This is a genomic window from Amycolatopsis sp. A1MSW2902 (genome assembly GCF_017312175.1).
GTDB classification, from domain to species: domain Bacteria; phylum Actinomycetota; class Actinomycetes; order Mycobacteriales; family Pseudonocardiaceae; genus Amycolatopsis; species Amycolatopsis nivea.
The window spans coordinates 1,689,361-1,703,728 of the sequence record NZ_QJPO01000001.1 but is presented as its reverse complement, the minus strand read 5'-3'; the positions used below and the strand labels follow the sequence as shown (position 1 = coordinate 1,703,728).

13 protein-coding genes are annotated in these 14,368 nt (G+C 70.1%); 5 read left to right on the top strand and 8 right to left on the bottom strand.

Annotation, left to right across the window (positions count from 1 at the left end; genetic code table 11):
• Nucleotides 1-109 precede the first annotated feature (109 nt).
• Nucleotides 110-754: a mycofactocin system transcriptional regulator gene (mftR, locus tag DMP23_RS07890; RefSeq protein ID WP_337820618.1), complete on the bottom strand. Its 645-nt coding sequence runs from the start codon at nt 752-754 to the stop codon at nt 110-112.
• Between the two features lie 280 nt (nt 755-1,034).
• Here mftR and DMP23_RS07885 point away from each other — a divergent pair, with 280 nt between their 5' ends.
• A complete protein-coding gene (locus tag DMP23_RS07885; RefSeq protein WP_037820762.1) occupies nt 1,035-1,643 on the top strand; it encodes an acetate uptake transporter in 609 nt (202 codons plus the stop codon).
• 17 nt (nt 1,644-1,660) lie between these two features.
• Here the strand turns inward: DMP23_RS07885 and DMP23_RS07880 are convergent, their stop codons facing one another.
• Entirely contained in the window at nt 1,661-2,119 is a 459-nt protein-coding gene (locus DMP23_RS07880) for an Lrp/AsnC family transcriptional regulator (RefSeq protein ID WP_037820760.1), read from the bottom strand.
• 175 nt (nt 2,120-2,294) lie between these two features.
• Between DMP23_RS07880 and DMP23_RS07875 the strand changes: the two genes are divergently transcribed.
• Nucleotides 2,295-5,744, top strand: a complete 3,450-nt coding sequence (locus tag DMP23_RS07875; protein ID WP_337820617.1) for an indolepyruvate ferredoxin oxidoreductase family protein — start codon at nt 2,295-2,297, stop codon at nt 5,742-5,744.
• A gap of 521 nt (nt 5,745-6,265) precedes the next feature.
• The gene (locus DMP23_RS07870; RefSeq protein WP_238604644.1) at nt 6,266-7,633 is read left to right on the top strand and encodes an IniB N-terminal domain-containing protein; all 1,368 of its coding nucleotides are present in this window, start codon (nt 6,266-6,268) and stop codon (nt 7,631-7,633) included.
• Here the strand turns inward: DMP23_RS07870 and DMP23_RS07865 are convergent.
• Nucleotides 7,627-8,433 (bottom strand): SDR family NAD(P)-dependent oxidoreductase, encoded by an 807-nt coding sequence (locus DMP23_RS07865; protein ID WP_238604645.1) that lies wholly within the window; start codon nt 8,431-8,433, stop codon nt 7,627-7,629. The two genes, DMP23_RS07870 and DMP23_RS07865, sit on opposite strands and share 7 nt — an antisense overlap.
• 13 nt (nt 8,434-8,446) lie before the next feature.
• Nucleotides 8,447-9,877, bottom strand: a complete 1,431-nt coding sequence (locus tag DMP23_RS07860; RefSeq protein WP_337820616.1) for an MFS transporter — start codon at nt 9,875-9,877, stop codon at nt 8,447-8,449.
• A 51-nt stretch (nt 9,878-9,928) separates the two neighbouring features.
• Between DMP23_RS07860 and DMP23_RS07855 the strand changes: the two genes are divergently transcribed.
• Nucleotides 9,929-10,651, top strand: coding sequence for a TetR/AcrR family transcriptional regulator (locus DMP23_RS07855; protein ID WP_134664960.1), 723 nt, complete (start codon nt 9,929-9,931; stop codon nt 10,649-10,651).
• Between the two features lie 74 nt (nt 10,652-10,725).
• Here the strand turns inward: DMP23_RS07855 and DMP23_RS07850 are convergent, their stop codons facing one another.
• The 4 genes from DMP23_RS07850 to DMP23_RS07835 form a co-directional block, all read right to left on the bottom strand.
• Entirely contained in the window at nt 10,726-11,523 is a 798-nt protein-coding gene (locus DMP23_RS07850; RefSeq protein ID WP_107051165.1) for a sigma-70 family RNA polymerase sigma factor, read from the bottom strand.
• 393 nt (nt 11,524-11,916) lie between these two features.
• Nucleotides 11,917-12,159: a metalloregulator ArsR/SmtB family transcription factor gene (locus DMP23_RS07845; protein ID WP_337824373.1), complete on the bottom strand. Its 243-nt coding sequence runs from the start codon at nt 12,157-12,159 to the stop codon at nt 11,917-11,919.
• A 55-nt stretch (nt 12,160-12,214) separates the two neighbouring features.
• Complete coding sequence (locus tag DMP23_RS07840; protein ID WP_037817763.1) at nt 12,215-12,577, bottom strand: DUF5313 family protein; 363 nt, start codon at nt 12,575-12,577, stop codon at nt 12,215-12,217.
• A 20-nt stretch (nt 12,578-12,597) separates the two neighbouring features.
• Nucleotides 12,598-13,464 carry an RNA polymerase sigma-70 factor gene (locus tag DMP23_RS07835; protein WP_037817765.1) on the bottom strand — a complete coding sequence of 289 codons (867 nt, stop codon included), beginning with the start codon at nt 13,462-13,464 and terminating at the stop codon, nt 12,598-12,600.
• A gap of 134 nt (nt 13,465-13,598) precedes the next feature.
• On the opposite strand from DMP23_RS07835, the gene DMP23_RS07830 reads away from it, so the two are divergent.
• Entirely contained in the window at nt 13,599-14,333 is a 735-nt protein-coding gene (locus tag DMP23_RS07830; RefSeq protein ID WP_037817767.1) for an SDR family oxidoreductase, read from the top strand.
• Nucleotides 14,334-14,368: the final 35 nt, after the last annotated feature.

Genomic DNA, 14,368 nt, shown 5'->3' with positions numbered 1-14,368 from the left:
GCATCTTTCCCGCCTTGACAAGCACCCTCAGACCGTCAGCACAATCAAGCTTCGGGGTGCCCCACGCAACCGCCACGGCAAGGTCGCCGCCAGGCGACGAGCCGAGCCCTCAAGCAGACCCAGGCTCCCCAACCAACACCTCATCAGCAAACCCAGCCGCCAACGCCCGCAACCCGGCATCCAAATACAACGTCAAATCAGCATCCGCCCGAGCCGACCACCGCTCATAAGCCGCCCGGCACGTAGCCAGTACAGCCCGCCCCACCGCCAGCGGATACAACGAATCCTCAGCCTGCCCAGTCCGCCGAGCCACAAACCCGATAACAGCCCGCTCCCAAGCGTCATAATGCCGAGTAGCACTAGCCGCCAACTCAGCCACAGTACTGAGCAAATTCATCCGCATCCGCAGCTCAGGCACATCCGCAGCTCGGTAATGATTGGCCGCCAACACCGCTCGCCGCACGGCCTCCAGCACGGGCACATCCTCCGGAGCCTCAGCCAGCAGCTCCCGGATCGTGTCCACCTCGGAGTCGAACTCGTTCCACAACACGTCCGACTTGGCGTCGTAGTACCGGAAGAACGTCCGCCGGCTCACCCCGGCCGCAGCCGCGATCTGATCCACCGTGGTCTCGTGAAACCCCTGCTCAGTGAACAGCCGCAGCGCGATCTCCTCGAGCTGCCGCGCGCTCGTCCCCCGAGGCCGCCCCCGCCGGGGCCGCGCCTCGCCAGACTCGCCGACCGGATCTGCAGGCATGCCTCCCCCTCCCGCGGGCGCTTCTGTCACCGGGTGACACTACTCGGCCGCGCACCCCCGGCCACCACAAGGCCGCCCCGGCGAGATCCACAATGGATGGTCGAGTTAACGAAGAATGCGCGATAAAAGACGCTAAGTCCGAAACAAACCCCATTCACCGGTTCCCGCGGCGATATCCCCGAATTGCCACTCGAAAGAGGGACCTTGTGGACAGTGGACAAGTCTGTTGCGCCCGGTGTCAGATGTGAAGATCCTGCCGCAAAGCAGAATCGAGGATCCGATGAGTGAGACCGCTGCTCGCCCGACCTCACCCGCCACCGCCGGGATCGCCGATCCGGGACCGCTGGGCCTGGCCGGTTTCGCCGCCACCACTTTCGTCCTGAGCGCGGTGAACGCCGGTCTCATCCCCAAGACCGTCGAACCGGTCGTCCTGCCGCTGGCCCTCTTCTACGGCGGGCTGGCCCAGTTGCTCGCCGGGATGTGGGAATTCCGCAAGAACAACACCTTCGGCGCGACCGCGTTCGGCACCTTCGGCGCGTTCTGGCTGGCTTTCGCCTTCTATGTCTGGCAGTTCGCGGCGAAGATCCCGCCCGCCGACGCGGCGACCGCGACCGGGATGTTCCTGTTGGTGTTCACCATTTTCACCGGCTACATGATGATCGCGTCGCTGCGCACGAACGCCGTCCTGATCGGCGTGTTCGTCCTGTTGTTCCTGACCTTCCTTTTCCTCACCATCGGCGAATTGGGCGGCGCGGAAGGCGCGGGCAAGATCGGCGGCTGGCTCGGGCTCGCCACCGCGGTGGTCGCCTGGTACGGCTCGTTCGCGGTCGTCACCAACACCACCTTCGGCCGCACGGTGCTGCCGACCGGGACGATCGGCAAGCGCTAGCCAGGCGGGAGCCAACGTCACTCCGGCCGCTCCTCACCGCGCACCCAAGAGTCGAGCACGATCAAAGTACGCGTACTGGTGATCCGGTGGCTGCGCCGCAGCTCGTCGATCGTGGCCTGCAGATGCGCCATGTCGCGGCTGCGCAGCCACACGACCGCGTCTGGGTCGCCGGCGATGGTGAACACCGCCTGCGCCTCCGGGATCCGGGTGGTGGTCTCGACGATCTCCGCGACGTTCGTGCTGCCGAAGAACCGCAGCTGCGCGAACGCCTCGATGCCCCAGCCGAGCTTCGCGTGGTCGACCTGCACGGTGAAGCCGGTGATCACGCCCTTCTCGCGGAGCCGGTCGACGCGCCGCTTCACCGCCGCGGTGGAGAGCGACACCCGCCCGGCGATGTCCGAGAACGTGCGCCGGGCGTCCTCGCGGAGCAACGCGATGATCTCGTGGTCGGTCGCGTCCAGCAGTTCTTCGGCCATGAGCGGCATCGTACGCAACAGATCTGCCCGATCCGCCCTCTCGCGCGTCATCCTTTGCGTCCTTGCCACTACAGTGGCCGGGCACGTTGCGCCGGGGTCCGAGCGTGAGGTGAGGTGGCTCACGTCCCAACGGCGGGTGCCCGTGGGCTTGATGGCGTGCGGAAGGGAAGTGCGGATGAACGCCTTCACGTTGGAAGACCGGTACGTGCGCGAAGCGGGCACTGTCTACTTGACCGGGGTGCAGGCGCTGGTGCGCGTCCTGCTCGACCGGATCCGGCTGGACCGGCTGAACGGCGCGGACTCGGCGGCCTTCGTGTCTGGGTACCAGGGTTCGCCGCTCGGCGGGTTCGACCTCGAGCTGGCACGGCGGGCGGGTCTGCTGGCCGAGCACAACATCGTGCACAAGCCGGGCGTGAACGAGGAACTCGGCGCGACCGCGGTCATGGGCAGCCAGCTGGCCGCCCGAGCAGGCACGATGCGCCCCGACGGCGTGGTCGGCATGTGGTACGGCAAGGCCCCGGGCCTCGACCGCGCCACGGACGCGCTGCGGCACGCGAACCTCGCCGGCACCGATCCGCGCGGGGGCGCGGTCGCGCTGGTCGGCGACGACCCCAACGCGAAATCCTCGACCATCCCGTGTGCGTCCGAGCACGCGCTCGCCGACCTCGCGATGCCGGTGTTCTTCCCGGCCGATTCGCAGGACGTGCTGGAGCACGGCAGGCACGCCGTCGAACTTTCCCGCGCGAGCGGGCTGTGGTCCTCGATGAAGATCGTCGCGAACGTCGCCGACTCCGGCGGCACCGCGCTGGTCGATTCGGAATGGACCGCGCCGGAGATGCCGGAGGGCGCGTACAAGCACCAGCCGAACAGCCGTCTCCTCGGGCCGGAGCTGATCACGCTCGAGCACAGCCTGCACCGCGTGCGCCTGCCGCTTGCGATGGAATACGTGCGGGCCAGCGGAATCAACCGGATCGTCCGATCCGGACGGAACGATCGGGTCGGCATCGTCACCGCCGGGAAGTCCTATTTGGACCTTCGGCAGGCGCTGCGGATGCTCGGCCTCGACGAGTCCGAGCTGTCCCGTTACGGCATCCGGCTGCTGAAACTCGGCGTCGTGTACCCGGTCGAACCGGGCATCATCAAGAAATTCGCCGAGGGCCTCGACGAAATCCTGGTGATCGAGGAGAAGCGCGCGCTGGTCGAACCGGCGATCAAGGAGATCCTCTACGGCCGCACCGGCGCGCCGCGCGTGTACGGCAAGTCTGACCAGCACGGTCAGGTGCTGTTCACCGAACTCGGCGAACTGGACCCGGACCGCATCGCGAGCGGCCTGGCCAAGCGCCTGCCGGACGCGGAACCCGTTGCGGCGTGGAAGCAACGGCGTCGCCGCGAGCGGATTTCGGTGCCGCTGCTGGCCCGCACGCCGTACTTCTGCTCCGGCTGCCCGCACAACTCGTCCACCAAGGTCCCGGACGGCACGCTCGTCGGCGCCGGAATCGGGTGCCACACCATGGCTTTGTTCATGGAGCCGGAGCAGGTCGGCGAGGTCGTCGGCCTGACTCAGATGGGCGGCGAGGGCGCGCAGTGGATCGGCATGGCCCCCTTCGTCGAGACGCCGCACCTGATGCAGAACATCGGCGACGGCACGTTCATGCACTCCGGCAGCCTCGCCGTGCGCGCGGCGGTGGCGGCGGGCGTCGACATCACCTACAAGCTGCTGTACAACTCCGCGGTCGCGATGACCGGCGGTCAGGACGCGGTCGGCGGGCTGTCCGTGGAGAAGGTGGCGGCGCTGCTGCTGACCGAGGGCGCGGCGAAGGTCGTCATCACCTCGGACGCGCCGCGGCGGCTGCGGAAGCGCAAACTGCCGCGCGGGGTCGAGGTGCGCGATCGGTCGGAACTTCTTCGCACGCAAGAAGAACTCGCGGCGCACCGCGGGGTCACGGTGTTGATTCACGAGCAGGAGTGCGCGGCGGAGAAGCGGCGCAAGCGCCGTCGCGGGAAGCAGGAAACGCCCGCGCGCAAGGTGTTCATCAACGAACGCGTCTGCGAAGGCTGCGGCGACTGCGGGGTGAAGTCGAATTGCCTTTCGGTGCAGCCGGTCGAGACGGAGTTCGGCCGTAAAACCCAGATCCACCAGGCTTCGTGCAACGTCGACTACTCGTGCCTCGACGGCGACTGCCCGTCGTTCCTGACCGTCGTCCCGACCGGCGAGGTCAAGCGGCGGCATCTCGCCCCGATCGGCGCGGACGCCGTGGCGGAACCGGAGAAAACCCGGTCCGACGTCGCCGTGCGGATCACCGGCATCGGCGGCACCGGCGTGGTCACCGTCGCGCAGATCCTCGGCGTCGCCGGGGTTCTCGACGGCAAGCAGGTGCGCACCCTCGACCAGACCGGCCTCGCGCAGAAGGGCGGCGCGGTCGTCTCGGACGTGAAGATCTCCGCCGGCGCGGTCGAGCAGGCCCCGAAGCTCGCCAACGGGGAGTGCGACCTCTACCTCGCGTGCGACGCGCTGGTCGCCGCCGACCCGGCGTACCTCGGCGTGGCCGACGCCGAGCGGACGGTCGCCGTGGTGTCCACTTCGGAGGTTCCGACCGGGCGAATGGTGGTGGACAAGGAAGTTTCCTACCCGGACCAGTCGAGCATCCGCGGCGCGCTCGGCGACGCGACCGCCGCCGGGCACTACCTCGACGCGCGCGGCCTCGCCGAGCAGATCTTCGGCGACGACCAGTTCGCCAACATCCTCCAGCTCGGCGCGGCGTACCAGACCGGCTCGCTCGCGGTCACCGCGGAGAGCCTGGAACAGGCCATCAAGATCAACGGAACCGCGGTGGAGACGAACCTGCAGGCGTTCCGGCGCGGCAGGCAGCTGGTCGCCGACCCGGACGCGCTCAACGCGGAACTCTCGCCGTCGGCGGAGGACCCGGCCCCGGCCCCGGCCGCGGTCGACGCGGAAGCGGTCCGCCGGGTGCGCGCGCTGGTGCGGGCCGACGGCGAACTCGCCCGGGTGCTCGACCTGCGGATCCCGGACCTCATCGCCTACCAGGACGAGCGCTACGCGCGGGAGTACGCGGAGTTCGTCGAGCGGGTCCGCACCCGCGCCAGTGCTTCGGTCACCGAGGCAGTCGCGCGCAATCTCTACAAGCTCATGGCCTACAAGGACGAGTACGAGGTGGCGCGGCTGTCGCTGGACCCGCAGCTGACCGCGGAAATCGAAGCCCAGTTCGGCGTCGGCACCCGGTTCGCGCACCGGCTGCACCCGCCGGTGCTGCGCGCGCTGGGCATGAACCGCAAGATCAGCCTCGGCGGCCGCAGCTTCCGGCCGGCGTTCGCGGCGCTGCGGGCCATGCGCAAGCTTCGCGGGACGAAGCTGGACCCGTTCGGCCGCGCCGAGGTCCGGCGGGTCGAGCGGGCGCTGATCGGGGAGTACCGGCAGGCCCTGACGCGCGCGCTCGAGGTGGCCGACCGGGGCGACTCCCGGCTGGTCGAGCTGGCCGCGCTGCCGGACGCGGTGCGCGGGTACGAGGAGATCAAGCTGGCGAACGTGGCGTCCTACCGGAAGCGGCAGGAGGAACTGCTGCGGGAGCTGGAGACGCCGGACTCGGTACGGGTCGCCACTGCCTGAGCCGGAGTCAGCCGCACTGTTGCGGCAGATTCCGCACCTAATCCCCTTAATCGGAGCGTGATCAACCTCCGCAAACGGCATCTAACGCGGATTCCGTGCCGAACTTCCGCGAAACCTCCGAAACGGCGGGAGGGCCGGGCAAACCCGGTCTCCCGCCGTTTCGGCTTTCCCGCCACGCCCGTCCCGGCGCGAAAAGCCCTGTAGGTGTCACACCAATGGGTGGTCCTGGCGAACCTCTTCGGGCGACCCGCGTCCGTCCCCCGATCGGTGGGGTGGGCGGCGCCCGGCGGGGTGGCACGACGGCAGCCCTGTGACCAGCGCGGACGCGCCGAATCCCCTAATGCCCCTAATCGGGGGAGCGGCGAAGTCCCTAGTGGGTGCCCCGGCTAACCCGGGTGACCCCCCGATGGCGGGCATTCGGCGGCGTCCTATGTTCGGAAAAGGAGCCGGCTCTGGGGCCGGCTCGTCCGTTTCTCGGACACCCCACCCCGATCCGTTGTCACCACAGGAGAATACAAACTATGGGCCCGGTGCAGACGCTGCACGAATTCGCGCTGAACCTGCTGAACGACCCGCAGTCGCTGGCGGAGTACAAGGCCGACCCGCAGGGGGTGCTGAACGGCGCCGGTCTGGGCGAGCTGAACCCCTCGGACGTGCAGGACATCATGCCGCTGGTCATGGACAGCGCCCCGCTGCCCGCCGCTCCCGCCGTCCCGGCCGTCCCCGCGGCGCCGGGCGTCCCGGCCGCGCCGAGCATCCCGGCCGTGCCGGGCGTGCCCGCCGCGCCGAGCGTTCCGTCCGCTGACCTGGGCGGTGCCTTCGACCAGGCGAACTCCGCCGCCGAGCCGGTGGCGCACCAGGTCGGCGACGGCCTCGGCGGTCTCGCCGGCGCCCTGCCGAACCTCAGCCCGGTCTTCGAGGGCGTCAGCAACGTCGCGGACGCGACCGGCCTGAACACCGTCACCCACGGCGCGCTGGGCGCGGTCTCCGGCGTGCTGGACCACGTCGCCGAGGCGACCCACTCGGTGCCGGTCGTCGGCCCGATCGTCGACGCCGCCGCGATCGACACGCAGAACACCGTCAACGCGGTGGGCGAGCACGTCTTCGACGGCAAGCTCGTCGGCTCCGCGGTGGACGCGACCACCAACCACCTCGGCGACGCGCTGACCTGGAAGGCCGTCGTGGCCGAGTCCGGCAAGCTCCCGGTCGTCGGCGGCCCGGTCAGCGGCATCGTCGAGGACGTCCGCCAGGGCGGCTCGCACCTGCTGGGCACCGTCAACGAGGCGATCGGCTCGACCCCGGTCGGCGTCCACGAGGACAGCCTCCGCGCGGACCTGACCCAGGCGACCGGCGACCTGACCCAGGCCGGCGACCTGTCCGGCACGCTGGACCACGCGACCGGCGCGGTTCCGGGTCTCCCGGCCGTCCCGGCGGTGCCGGGTGCGGGCGAGCTGCCGCAGGTGCCCGGTGTCGGTTCGCTGCCGCAGGTCCCGGGTGTCGGTTCGCTTCCGGCCGTGCCGGGCGCGGGCGAGCTGCCGCAGGTTCCGGGTGTCGGCGCGCTGCCGGCCGCCCCGTCGGTCCCGGGCGTCGGCGAGCTGCCGCACGCTCCGGCGCTGCCGGCCGCCCCGAACGCGGGTTCGCTGACCCACGCCATCGAGGGCGCGACCGCGCACGCGCCGGCCGTCAACGCGGCTGCGCACCACGTCACGAACACCGTTCAGGACGCCGTCGAGACCGGTGCCCAGCACGCGACGACCGGCGAGCTGCCGGACGCCTCGCACGCCGCGCCGGTGCTCAACGAGGTCCAGAACCACCTGCACGACGTGGCGGGCGGCCTCGAGTCGCACGCGAGCAACGTGCACCTGGACAGCCTGCACCTGGGTCACTGATCCTGGCGCGTTAAGGGTTTTCCCGCCGCGGGCTCGGGCCGGTCACGGTCCGGGCCCGCGGTGTTTTCTGTGCCGGGCAGCAGCGACAGCACCAGTTCGCGATCCCGGAAGAGGCCGCCGGTGGGAGCACCGGCCGGCAACGTCGCGGCCCACACCACGCCGCGGGCGCTTTCGCTCGCCGGGCGGGCCGTGTCCTCGTCGCCGCGTTCGGGATGGGTGGCGGTTTCTCCCGGATCGACGGCGTTGACGAGGATCGGGGTGTCCCGCAGCGCCGAGGCGAGTACGCCGGTCAGGGTGTTCAGCGCGTGCTTGGCGAAGGAATGCGCTGGCGCGCGGAGGCTCGCGCCGAGGTCGAGCCCGGTGGAGATCTGCAGCGCGGAAATGCTGGAAACATTGACGATCCGGGCGGCCGGAGCCGCTTTCAGCGAAGGAAGCAGCAGCTGCGTCAGCTGCCACGGGCCGAGCACGTCGATGTTCAATGCGGATCGGACGGCGGGCAGATCGACGTCGAGCGCGGACAGCGTCGCGAAATCGACGACGTCGCTGGCATTGTTGATCAATACGTCGAGGTGGCCGAAGGTTTCGGCCACCTGGTCGGCGGCGGCGGTCATGGTGGCGAGATCGGCGAGGTCGAGCCGTAATGCGGTGGCGTTCGGGAGTTGTGCGGCAAGGGATTCGGCGCGGGCGAGGTCCCGGGCGGTGAGGACGACGTGGTAGTCCTGCCCGGCCAGAAGCCGGGCGATGGCGAAACCGAGGCCGGCGGCGCGGCTGGTTCCGGTGATCAGGGCGGTTTTCGACACTGCGTCGCTCGTTTCAGTGGGCGGTGTGTTTCGGGAGGAATCCGACGAGGGCCAGCGCCCCGAGGTAGAGACCGGCGCAGAGGCCGAAAACCAGTTCCGCGGCAGGGATCCAGGACGGTGCGGCGGCAGGTCCGACGCGGGCGAAGAAGACCGTGCCGAGCGCGGCGACACCGATGGCTCCGGCGAATTGCTGGGCGGCGTTGAGCATTCCGGAACCGCTGCCGACTTCTTCGGGCGTCGCGTCGCCGAGGATGAAATCGAAGAGCGGGATGAACAACAGCCCGGAACCGGCGCCGGTGACGAAGAGGGCGGGGGCGAGCTGCCAGATGGTGATGGCGGCGCCCCAGTGCGCGATCGACCACCACAGGGCGAGCAAGCCGACAACCGCGATGGCCAGTCCTAAGTGGAGGGACGCGCGCCCGAGTTTCGCGGCGAGCACCGCGCCGGACAGCAGGGTCGCGATCGCGGTGCCGGCGGCCCAGGGGAGCAGGGCGAACCCGGATTGCAGCGGCGTCCAGCCGAGACCGGACTGCAGCAGCAGGTTCACGACGAGCACGAAGCCGCTGAGCGAGGCGTAAAACCCGCCGGTGATCAGCAGTCCGAACACGAAACCGCGCTTGGCGAACAGGGACGGCGCGATGACCGGGTGGCTGCTGCGGCGTTCGGATCTGGCGAAGAGGACGAAGGCGACGACACCGGCGGCCATCAGCACGTACGTCCAAGCAGGCCAGCCGAGTTCGCGGCCTTGGATGAGCGGGACGATGAGCAGCGCTGACGCGGCGGTGAGCAGGCCGACGCCGCGCAGGTCGAGGCGGGCGCCGCGGTCCTCGCCGCTGTGTCGCGGCAGCACGCGCAGGGCGAGCAGCCCGGCGAGGATGCCGAACGGGACGTTGATCAGGAAAATCGAGCGCCATTCGCTGCCGAACAGGTTCAGGTGCAGCAGCCAGCCGGAGAGGATCGGCCCGGCGACGGTGGCCATGCCCATGATCGGGCCGAACGGCATCAGGGCTTTGCGCAGCTGATCGGGCGGGAAGACGACCTTCACCAGCGCGATGCCCTGCGGGATCATCGCCGCGCCGAACAGGCCCTGCAACACGCGGGCCCCGATCAGGAACCCGGGGCCGGGGGCGAGGCCGCAGGCCAGCGACGCGAGGGTGAAGCCGGTCATGCCGAGCAGGAACAGCCTGCGCCTGCCGAGCAGGTCGCCGAGGCGGCCGGACGTCACGAGGCCGAGCGCGAACGCCGCGGTGTAGGCCGACAGCACCCACTGCAGGGTCATCGGCCCGCCGCCCAGGTCAGCGCGGATCGAGGGGCCGGCGAGGGCGGCGACGCTGGTGTCGATGAGGTCCATCAGATCGGCGATCACGACGACCGCCAGCACGAGCCACGCCTGGACCAGCGGAAGCGGCTCGGCGCGCGTTGACGAACTAAGTTCAGTAGTCACGAACTAAGTTCTAAATGACGAACTAAGTTCGTGTCAAGCTATAGTGACGGCATGCCCGCTGCCCCCCGAGAGCGCCGCGCCGCCCGGCACGCGTCCGCCGAGGCCCCGCCGAAACCGCGGAAAGAACCCATCACGGTCGACCGGATCACCGACGCCGCGCTGCAGGTCGTCGCCACCGAGGGCTACGACGCGCTGACCGTCCGCCGGGTCACCGCCGTGCTCGGCACCGGACCGTCCTCGCTGTACGCGCACATCGTCAACAAAGAGGACCTCGACGATCTGCTCATCGGCAGGCTCTGCGCGCAGATCGACCTGCCCGAACCGGACCCCGCGAAGTGGCGGCAGCAGGTCCTGGACGTCTACGGGCAGATCCGCGACCTGTACCTGAAGTACCCCGGCGTCTCCCGCGCCGCGCTGGCGATGGTCCCGACGCACCTGGAAACGCTGCGGGTCAGCGAAGGGATTTTCGCGATCCTGCTGGCTGGCGGCATCGAACCGCAGACCGCCGCGTGGGCGCTGGACTCGCTCACGCTCTACGTCACCGCGTACGCCTGGGAGCGGTCGCTCGTCCAGCAACGGCAGCAGCACGGCGGCGAGTGGGTGCTCAGCCAGGAGGAGTTGATGGAGCGGTTCAGCGGGCTGTCGGAGGAGAAGTTCCCGCACACTCGGCGGTATGCGGCGGAGCTGACGTCCGGTGCCGGGCATGACCGGTTTGCCTTCATGGTCAACCTGATCACGCAGAATCTGGCAAGCGGGGCGCCGGAAGGTGCGTGAGGGGAACCCTGGGGGAATCAGATTCCGTCAGGGTTCCCCTCACGCACCTCGCGGGCTGCTTGGCGCGGCTGGGGTTAGCGGGGTTCCGGGATCGCCGGGTCGCAGCAGCCGGTCATCCGGGGCAGTTCGCGGTTGACCTCGGCCAGTTCGGCGGCGACCGCGTGGCACTGCCCGCACACCGCGAGGTGTCCGGCGAGGACTCCGGCCCGGCGGGCGGGCAGGGTGCCGCGCAGCCACGCGCCCATCCGGCGGCGGACTTCTTGGCACTGCGGCAATTCCGCGTCCGGCACCTGGACTTGCAGGTACGCCTGCCGCAGTCCCTCTCGGGCGCGGCGGGCGAGCACCGCGACGCCGTTCGGGGAAACGCCGAGCACCGGCGCGAGTTCCGCCGGGGTGTTGCCCTCGGCGGACATCCGCCACAACACCGTGCGCCAGCGGCCGGGCAGGGTTCGGTACGCCGACCACACCAGCCGGTCTTCGGAGCGCATGACTGCGAGTTCGTCAGCGCCGCCGTCCAGAGTTACGGGTTCCGGAACCGTGGCGTAGAGATCGATGCGGTTTTCGTGGCGGCTCCACCGGGCGAAGAGATTTCGCATGGTGGCCACGAGATACGCGGGCGCGTTCGATTCCGGGCCGCCGCCCGCCGCGACCGTGCTGAGCACGCGGGCGAAGGCTTCGGCGACGAGATCGTCGCGTTCGGCTTGCTGGCGCACCAAACCGGCGGCGACGCGGCGCATCAGCGTGACGTGCCGCCGGAACAATTCCCCGCCGGCCTGGCAATCTCCGGCGCGCACGGCGGCGAGGAGTTCGGCGTCGGTGCGCGCGTCCTCGTCCTCCTCGGTGACCAGCGTGCTGCCCAGTGTCGCGTCCACCGTGCACCTCCCACCGGACCGGCCCACACCTCGTCACGCGGGACTACTGAAAGTAACTGGTACAGCAGTGTACTCCATATGCCGCCGAGGATCCGGCAGTCGGTCGCGCGATTCCGCACCGATCGCCGCTGTCAGCCGAACGAGGAAGTCCTGGCCGTTCAAGGACATTTCGTTCGGCCGCCGACTGTCCGAAGTGGAATATTGACGGATGGTCAGGAAAGTTTTCCGGCCAATTCGGTGAAATAGGGCGTCTTGGCCGGGTGGTAGTCGGCGAAGTCCGGCTTCGGCGTTCCATTGCCGCGCCTGGGGTCTCCAACAGCAGCGCCAGCCTCCGGGCGCCGGATTCGTCGGTGGCCGAAACAGTCAGTCGTCGCGACGGTCGAGCCGCTGCTGTCAGGCGGGCGGGGCGAGAAGCTGGGTGAGCCAGGCGGTGAGTTCGGCGAAGCCTCGCAGGTCGAGGGCGTAAAACCGTTGCCTGCCCACGAGTTCGTCGCGCACCAGCCCGCTTTCCCGCAGTACACGCAGATGCCGCGACACCGCGGGGCGGCTGATGGCGAAGCGCGCGGCGATTTCCCCGGCGGGCAGGCGCTGGTGTCGCAGGAGCGCCAGGATGTCCCGTCGCACCGGGTCGGCGATCGCGCTGGCGGCCAGGTCCGCAGCGGAAGCGTAACCCTGCAGTTACGCGACCGGCTCACGGCCAGGTCGACGCACCGCCGCGGCGTTTGCGGACCGCTTTCCCGGTGCCGGGCGGAAAACCGTGCTTGGTGAGCCGGACCTCGGCGAGTTCGTCGGCGCTGGTGACGGTGAGGAACAGGCTCAGCAGCAGGCTGATCAGCAGCGCGGCGACGATCATCCCGGCGGGCATCGGCGTGACCAGGGTGAGGACGACGTAGCCGGCGATCAGCCAGGGCAGCGCCTCGGCGAAGATCCGGAACGCGAAGCGCAGCACCCAGGTCTTCGCGGTCGCGTCGTACAGCACCCACTCGCGGTACTCCTCGGGGAGTACCCCGCCGTAGACGTAGTGCAGCCAGCGCACCGGGCCGGGTCGCTTCATCCCCGCCGGGTACCCCGGGCTCAGGCGGGATACGCCCCGAGCTTGGCCGGGTTCATCAGCCAGAACACGCGGTGGATGCCCTCCTCCGACGCCGTCGCGGTGAGCACCGCGGTGACGGTTCCGCCGTGGCTCACCACCGCCGCGGGCTGGCCGTTGGCTTCGCTCCAGCGCACCTCGGCGCCGGCCCAGAACCGGTCGGCGAACGCGCGGACGTACTTCGCCACCGTGACCGCGCCGACCACCGGAATCCGCGTCGCGCGGACCGCGCCGCCGCCGTCGGAGTAGCTGACGACGTCCTCGGCGAGCAGTTTCTCCAGCGTCGCCAGGTCGCCGGAGCGCGCGGCGTCCACGAACGCGGTGAGCAGCCGCCGCTGTTCCGCCGGTTCGACGGGCGCCCGGCGTTCCGCGGCGAGGTGTTTGCGCGCCCGGCTGACCAGCTGGCGCGCGCTCACCTCGGTGGTCTGCACGATGTCGGCGATCTGCTGGTACGGGTAATCGAACGCCTCGCGCAGCACGTACGCCGCCCGTTCCGTCGCGGGCAGTTTTTCCAGCAGGAACAGGACGGCGACCTCGAGCGCGGCGGCTCGCTCGGCGCCGAGCTGCGGGTCCGCCGAGGTGTCGACGGGTTCGGGCAGCCACGGGCCGACGTAGGTTTCGTGGCGGGCGCGCGCGGTCTGGCTCGCGGTGATGGCCAGCCGGGTCGTGGTGGTGGCGAGGAACGCGCCCGGGTTGCGGACGGCCGAACGGTCGCACGTCTGCCAGCGCAGCCAGACGTCCTGCAAGAGGTCCTCGGCGTCGGCGACGCTGCCGAGCATCCGGTAGGCGATCCCGAACAGCCGCGGCCGGACCTGCGCGAACACCGAGGCGGCCTCGGCGATTTCCTCCATCGGCGGCGCGTTCCTTCCTGTTCCGGCGGGCATTCGCGAGCTTAGCGGGCCGGGGTGTCACAAATCGGCGCGCTGTCCGGTCCTGACTGGCGACGCTCGCGGCGGCCGCCGCGGCGGGAACGGAGGGAACGAGCATGAAGATCGTCGTCATCGGCGGAACCGGGCGGATCGGCTCGCAGGTCGTGGGACTGCTCGAGGGGCACGAGGTCGTCGCCGCCGCGCCGAGCACCGGCGTGAACGCCTTGACCGGCGAGGGGCTGTCCGGCGCGCTGCGGGGTGCCGACGTGCTGGTGGACGTGTCGAACTCGCCGTCGTTCGCGGACGACGACGTGATGGAGTTCTTCCGGCGATCGACCGGGAATCTGGTCAAGGCGGCGCGTGAAGCCGGGGTGGGGCATTTCGTCGCGCTGTCCGTCGTGGGCGCCGACGAGCTGCCGGATTCCGGGTACCTGCGGGCGAAGGTCGCGCAGGAGAAGCTGATCCAGGACAGCGGGCTGGACTACACGATCGTGCGCGCGACGCAGTTCCTGGAGTTCGCGGTCGCGATCGCGGACACCTCGACGGTCGACGGCGTGGTGCGGCTCTCCGACGGCGGCACGCAGCCGATCGCGGCGGAGGACGTCGCGGTGGCGGTCGCGCGGGCCGCGGGCGAGCCTCCGGCCGGCGGGATCGTCGAGATCGGCGGACCGGACGTGCTGCCGATGGACGAGTGGATCCGGCGGGTGCTGACCGCGCGGAAGGACCCGCGCGAGGTGGTGACCGACCCGGCCGCGAAGTACTTCGGGACAGTGCTGGGCAAGGACAGCCTGGTGCCCGCGGAAGGCGCGTGGCGGGGGAAGGTCGGGCTGGCGGAGTGGCTGGGCCGGTGAACGGCGATCCCGGTTCTCGCCGGGATCGCCGCTCG

Bases quoted from the DNA above. Each gene is read 5' to 3' on its own strand.
- mftR (WP_337820618.1), bottom strand. From the start codon at position 754: ATGCCTGCAGATCCGGTCGGCGAGTCTGGCGAGGCGCGGCCCCGGCGG.
- DMP23_RS07885 (WP_037820762.1), top strand. From the start codon at position 1,035: ATGAGTGAGACCGCTGCTCGCCCGACCTCACCCGCCACCGCCGGGATC.
- DMP23_RS07880 (WP_037820760.1), bottom strand. From the start codon at position 2,119: ATGGCCGAAGAACTGCTGGACGCGACCGACCACGAGATCATCGCGTTG.
- DMP23_RS07875 (WP_337820617.1), top strand. From the start codon at position 2,295: ATGAACGCCTTCACGTTGGAAGACCGGTACGTGCGCGAAGCGGGCACT.
- DMP23_RS07870 (WP_238604644.1), top strand. From the start codon at position 6,266: ATGGGCCCGGTGCAGACGCTGCACGAATTCGCGCTGAACCTGCTGAAC.
- DMP23_RS07855 (WP_134664960.1), top strand. From the start codon at position 9,929: ATGCCCGCTGCCCCCCGAGAGCGCCGCGCCGCCCGGCACGCGTCCGCC.
- DMP23_RS07840 (WP_037817763.1), bottom strand. From the start codon at position 12,577: ATGAAGCGACCCGGCCCGGTGCGCTGGCTGCACTACGTCTACGGCGGG.
- DMP23_RS07835 (WP_037817765.1), bottom strand. From the start codon at position 13,464: ATGGAGGAAATCGCCGAGGCCGCCTCGGTGTTCGCGCAGGTCCGGCCG.
- DMP23_RS07830 (WP_037817767.1), top strand. From the start codon at position 13,599: ATGAAGATCGTCGTCATCGGCGGAACCGGGCGGATCGGCTCGCAGGTC.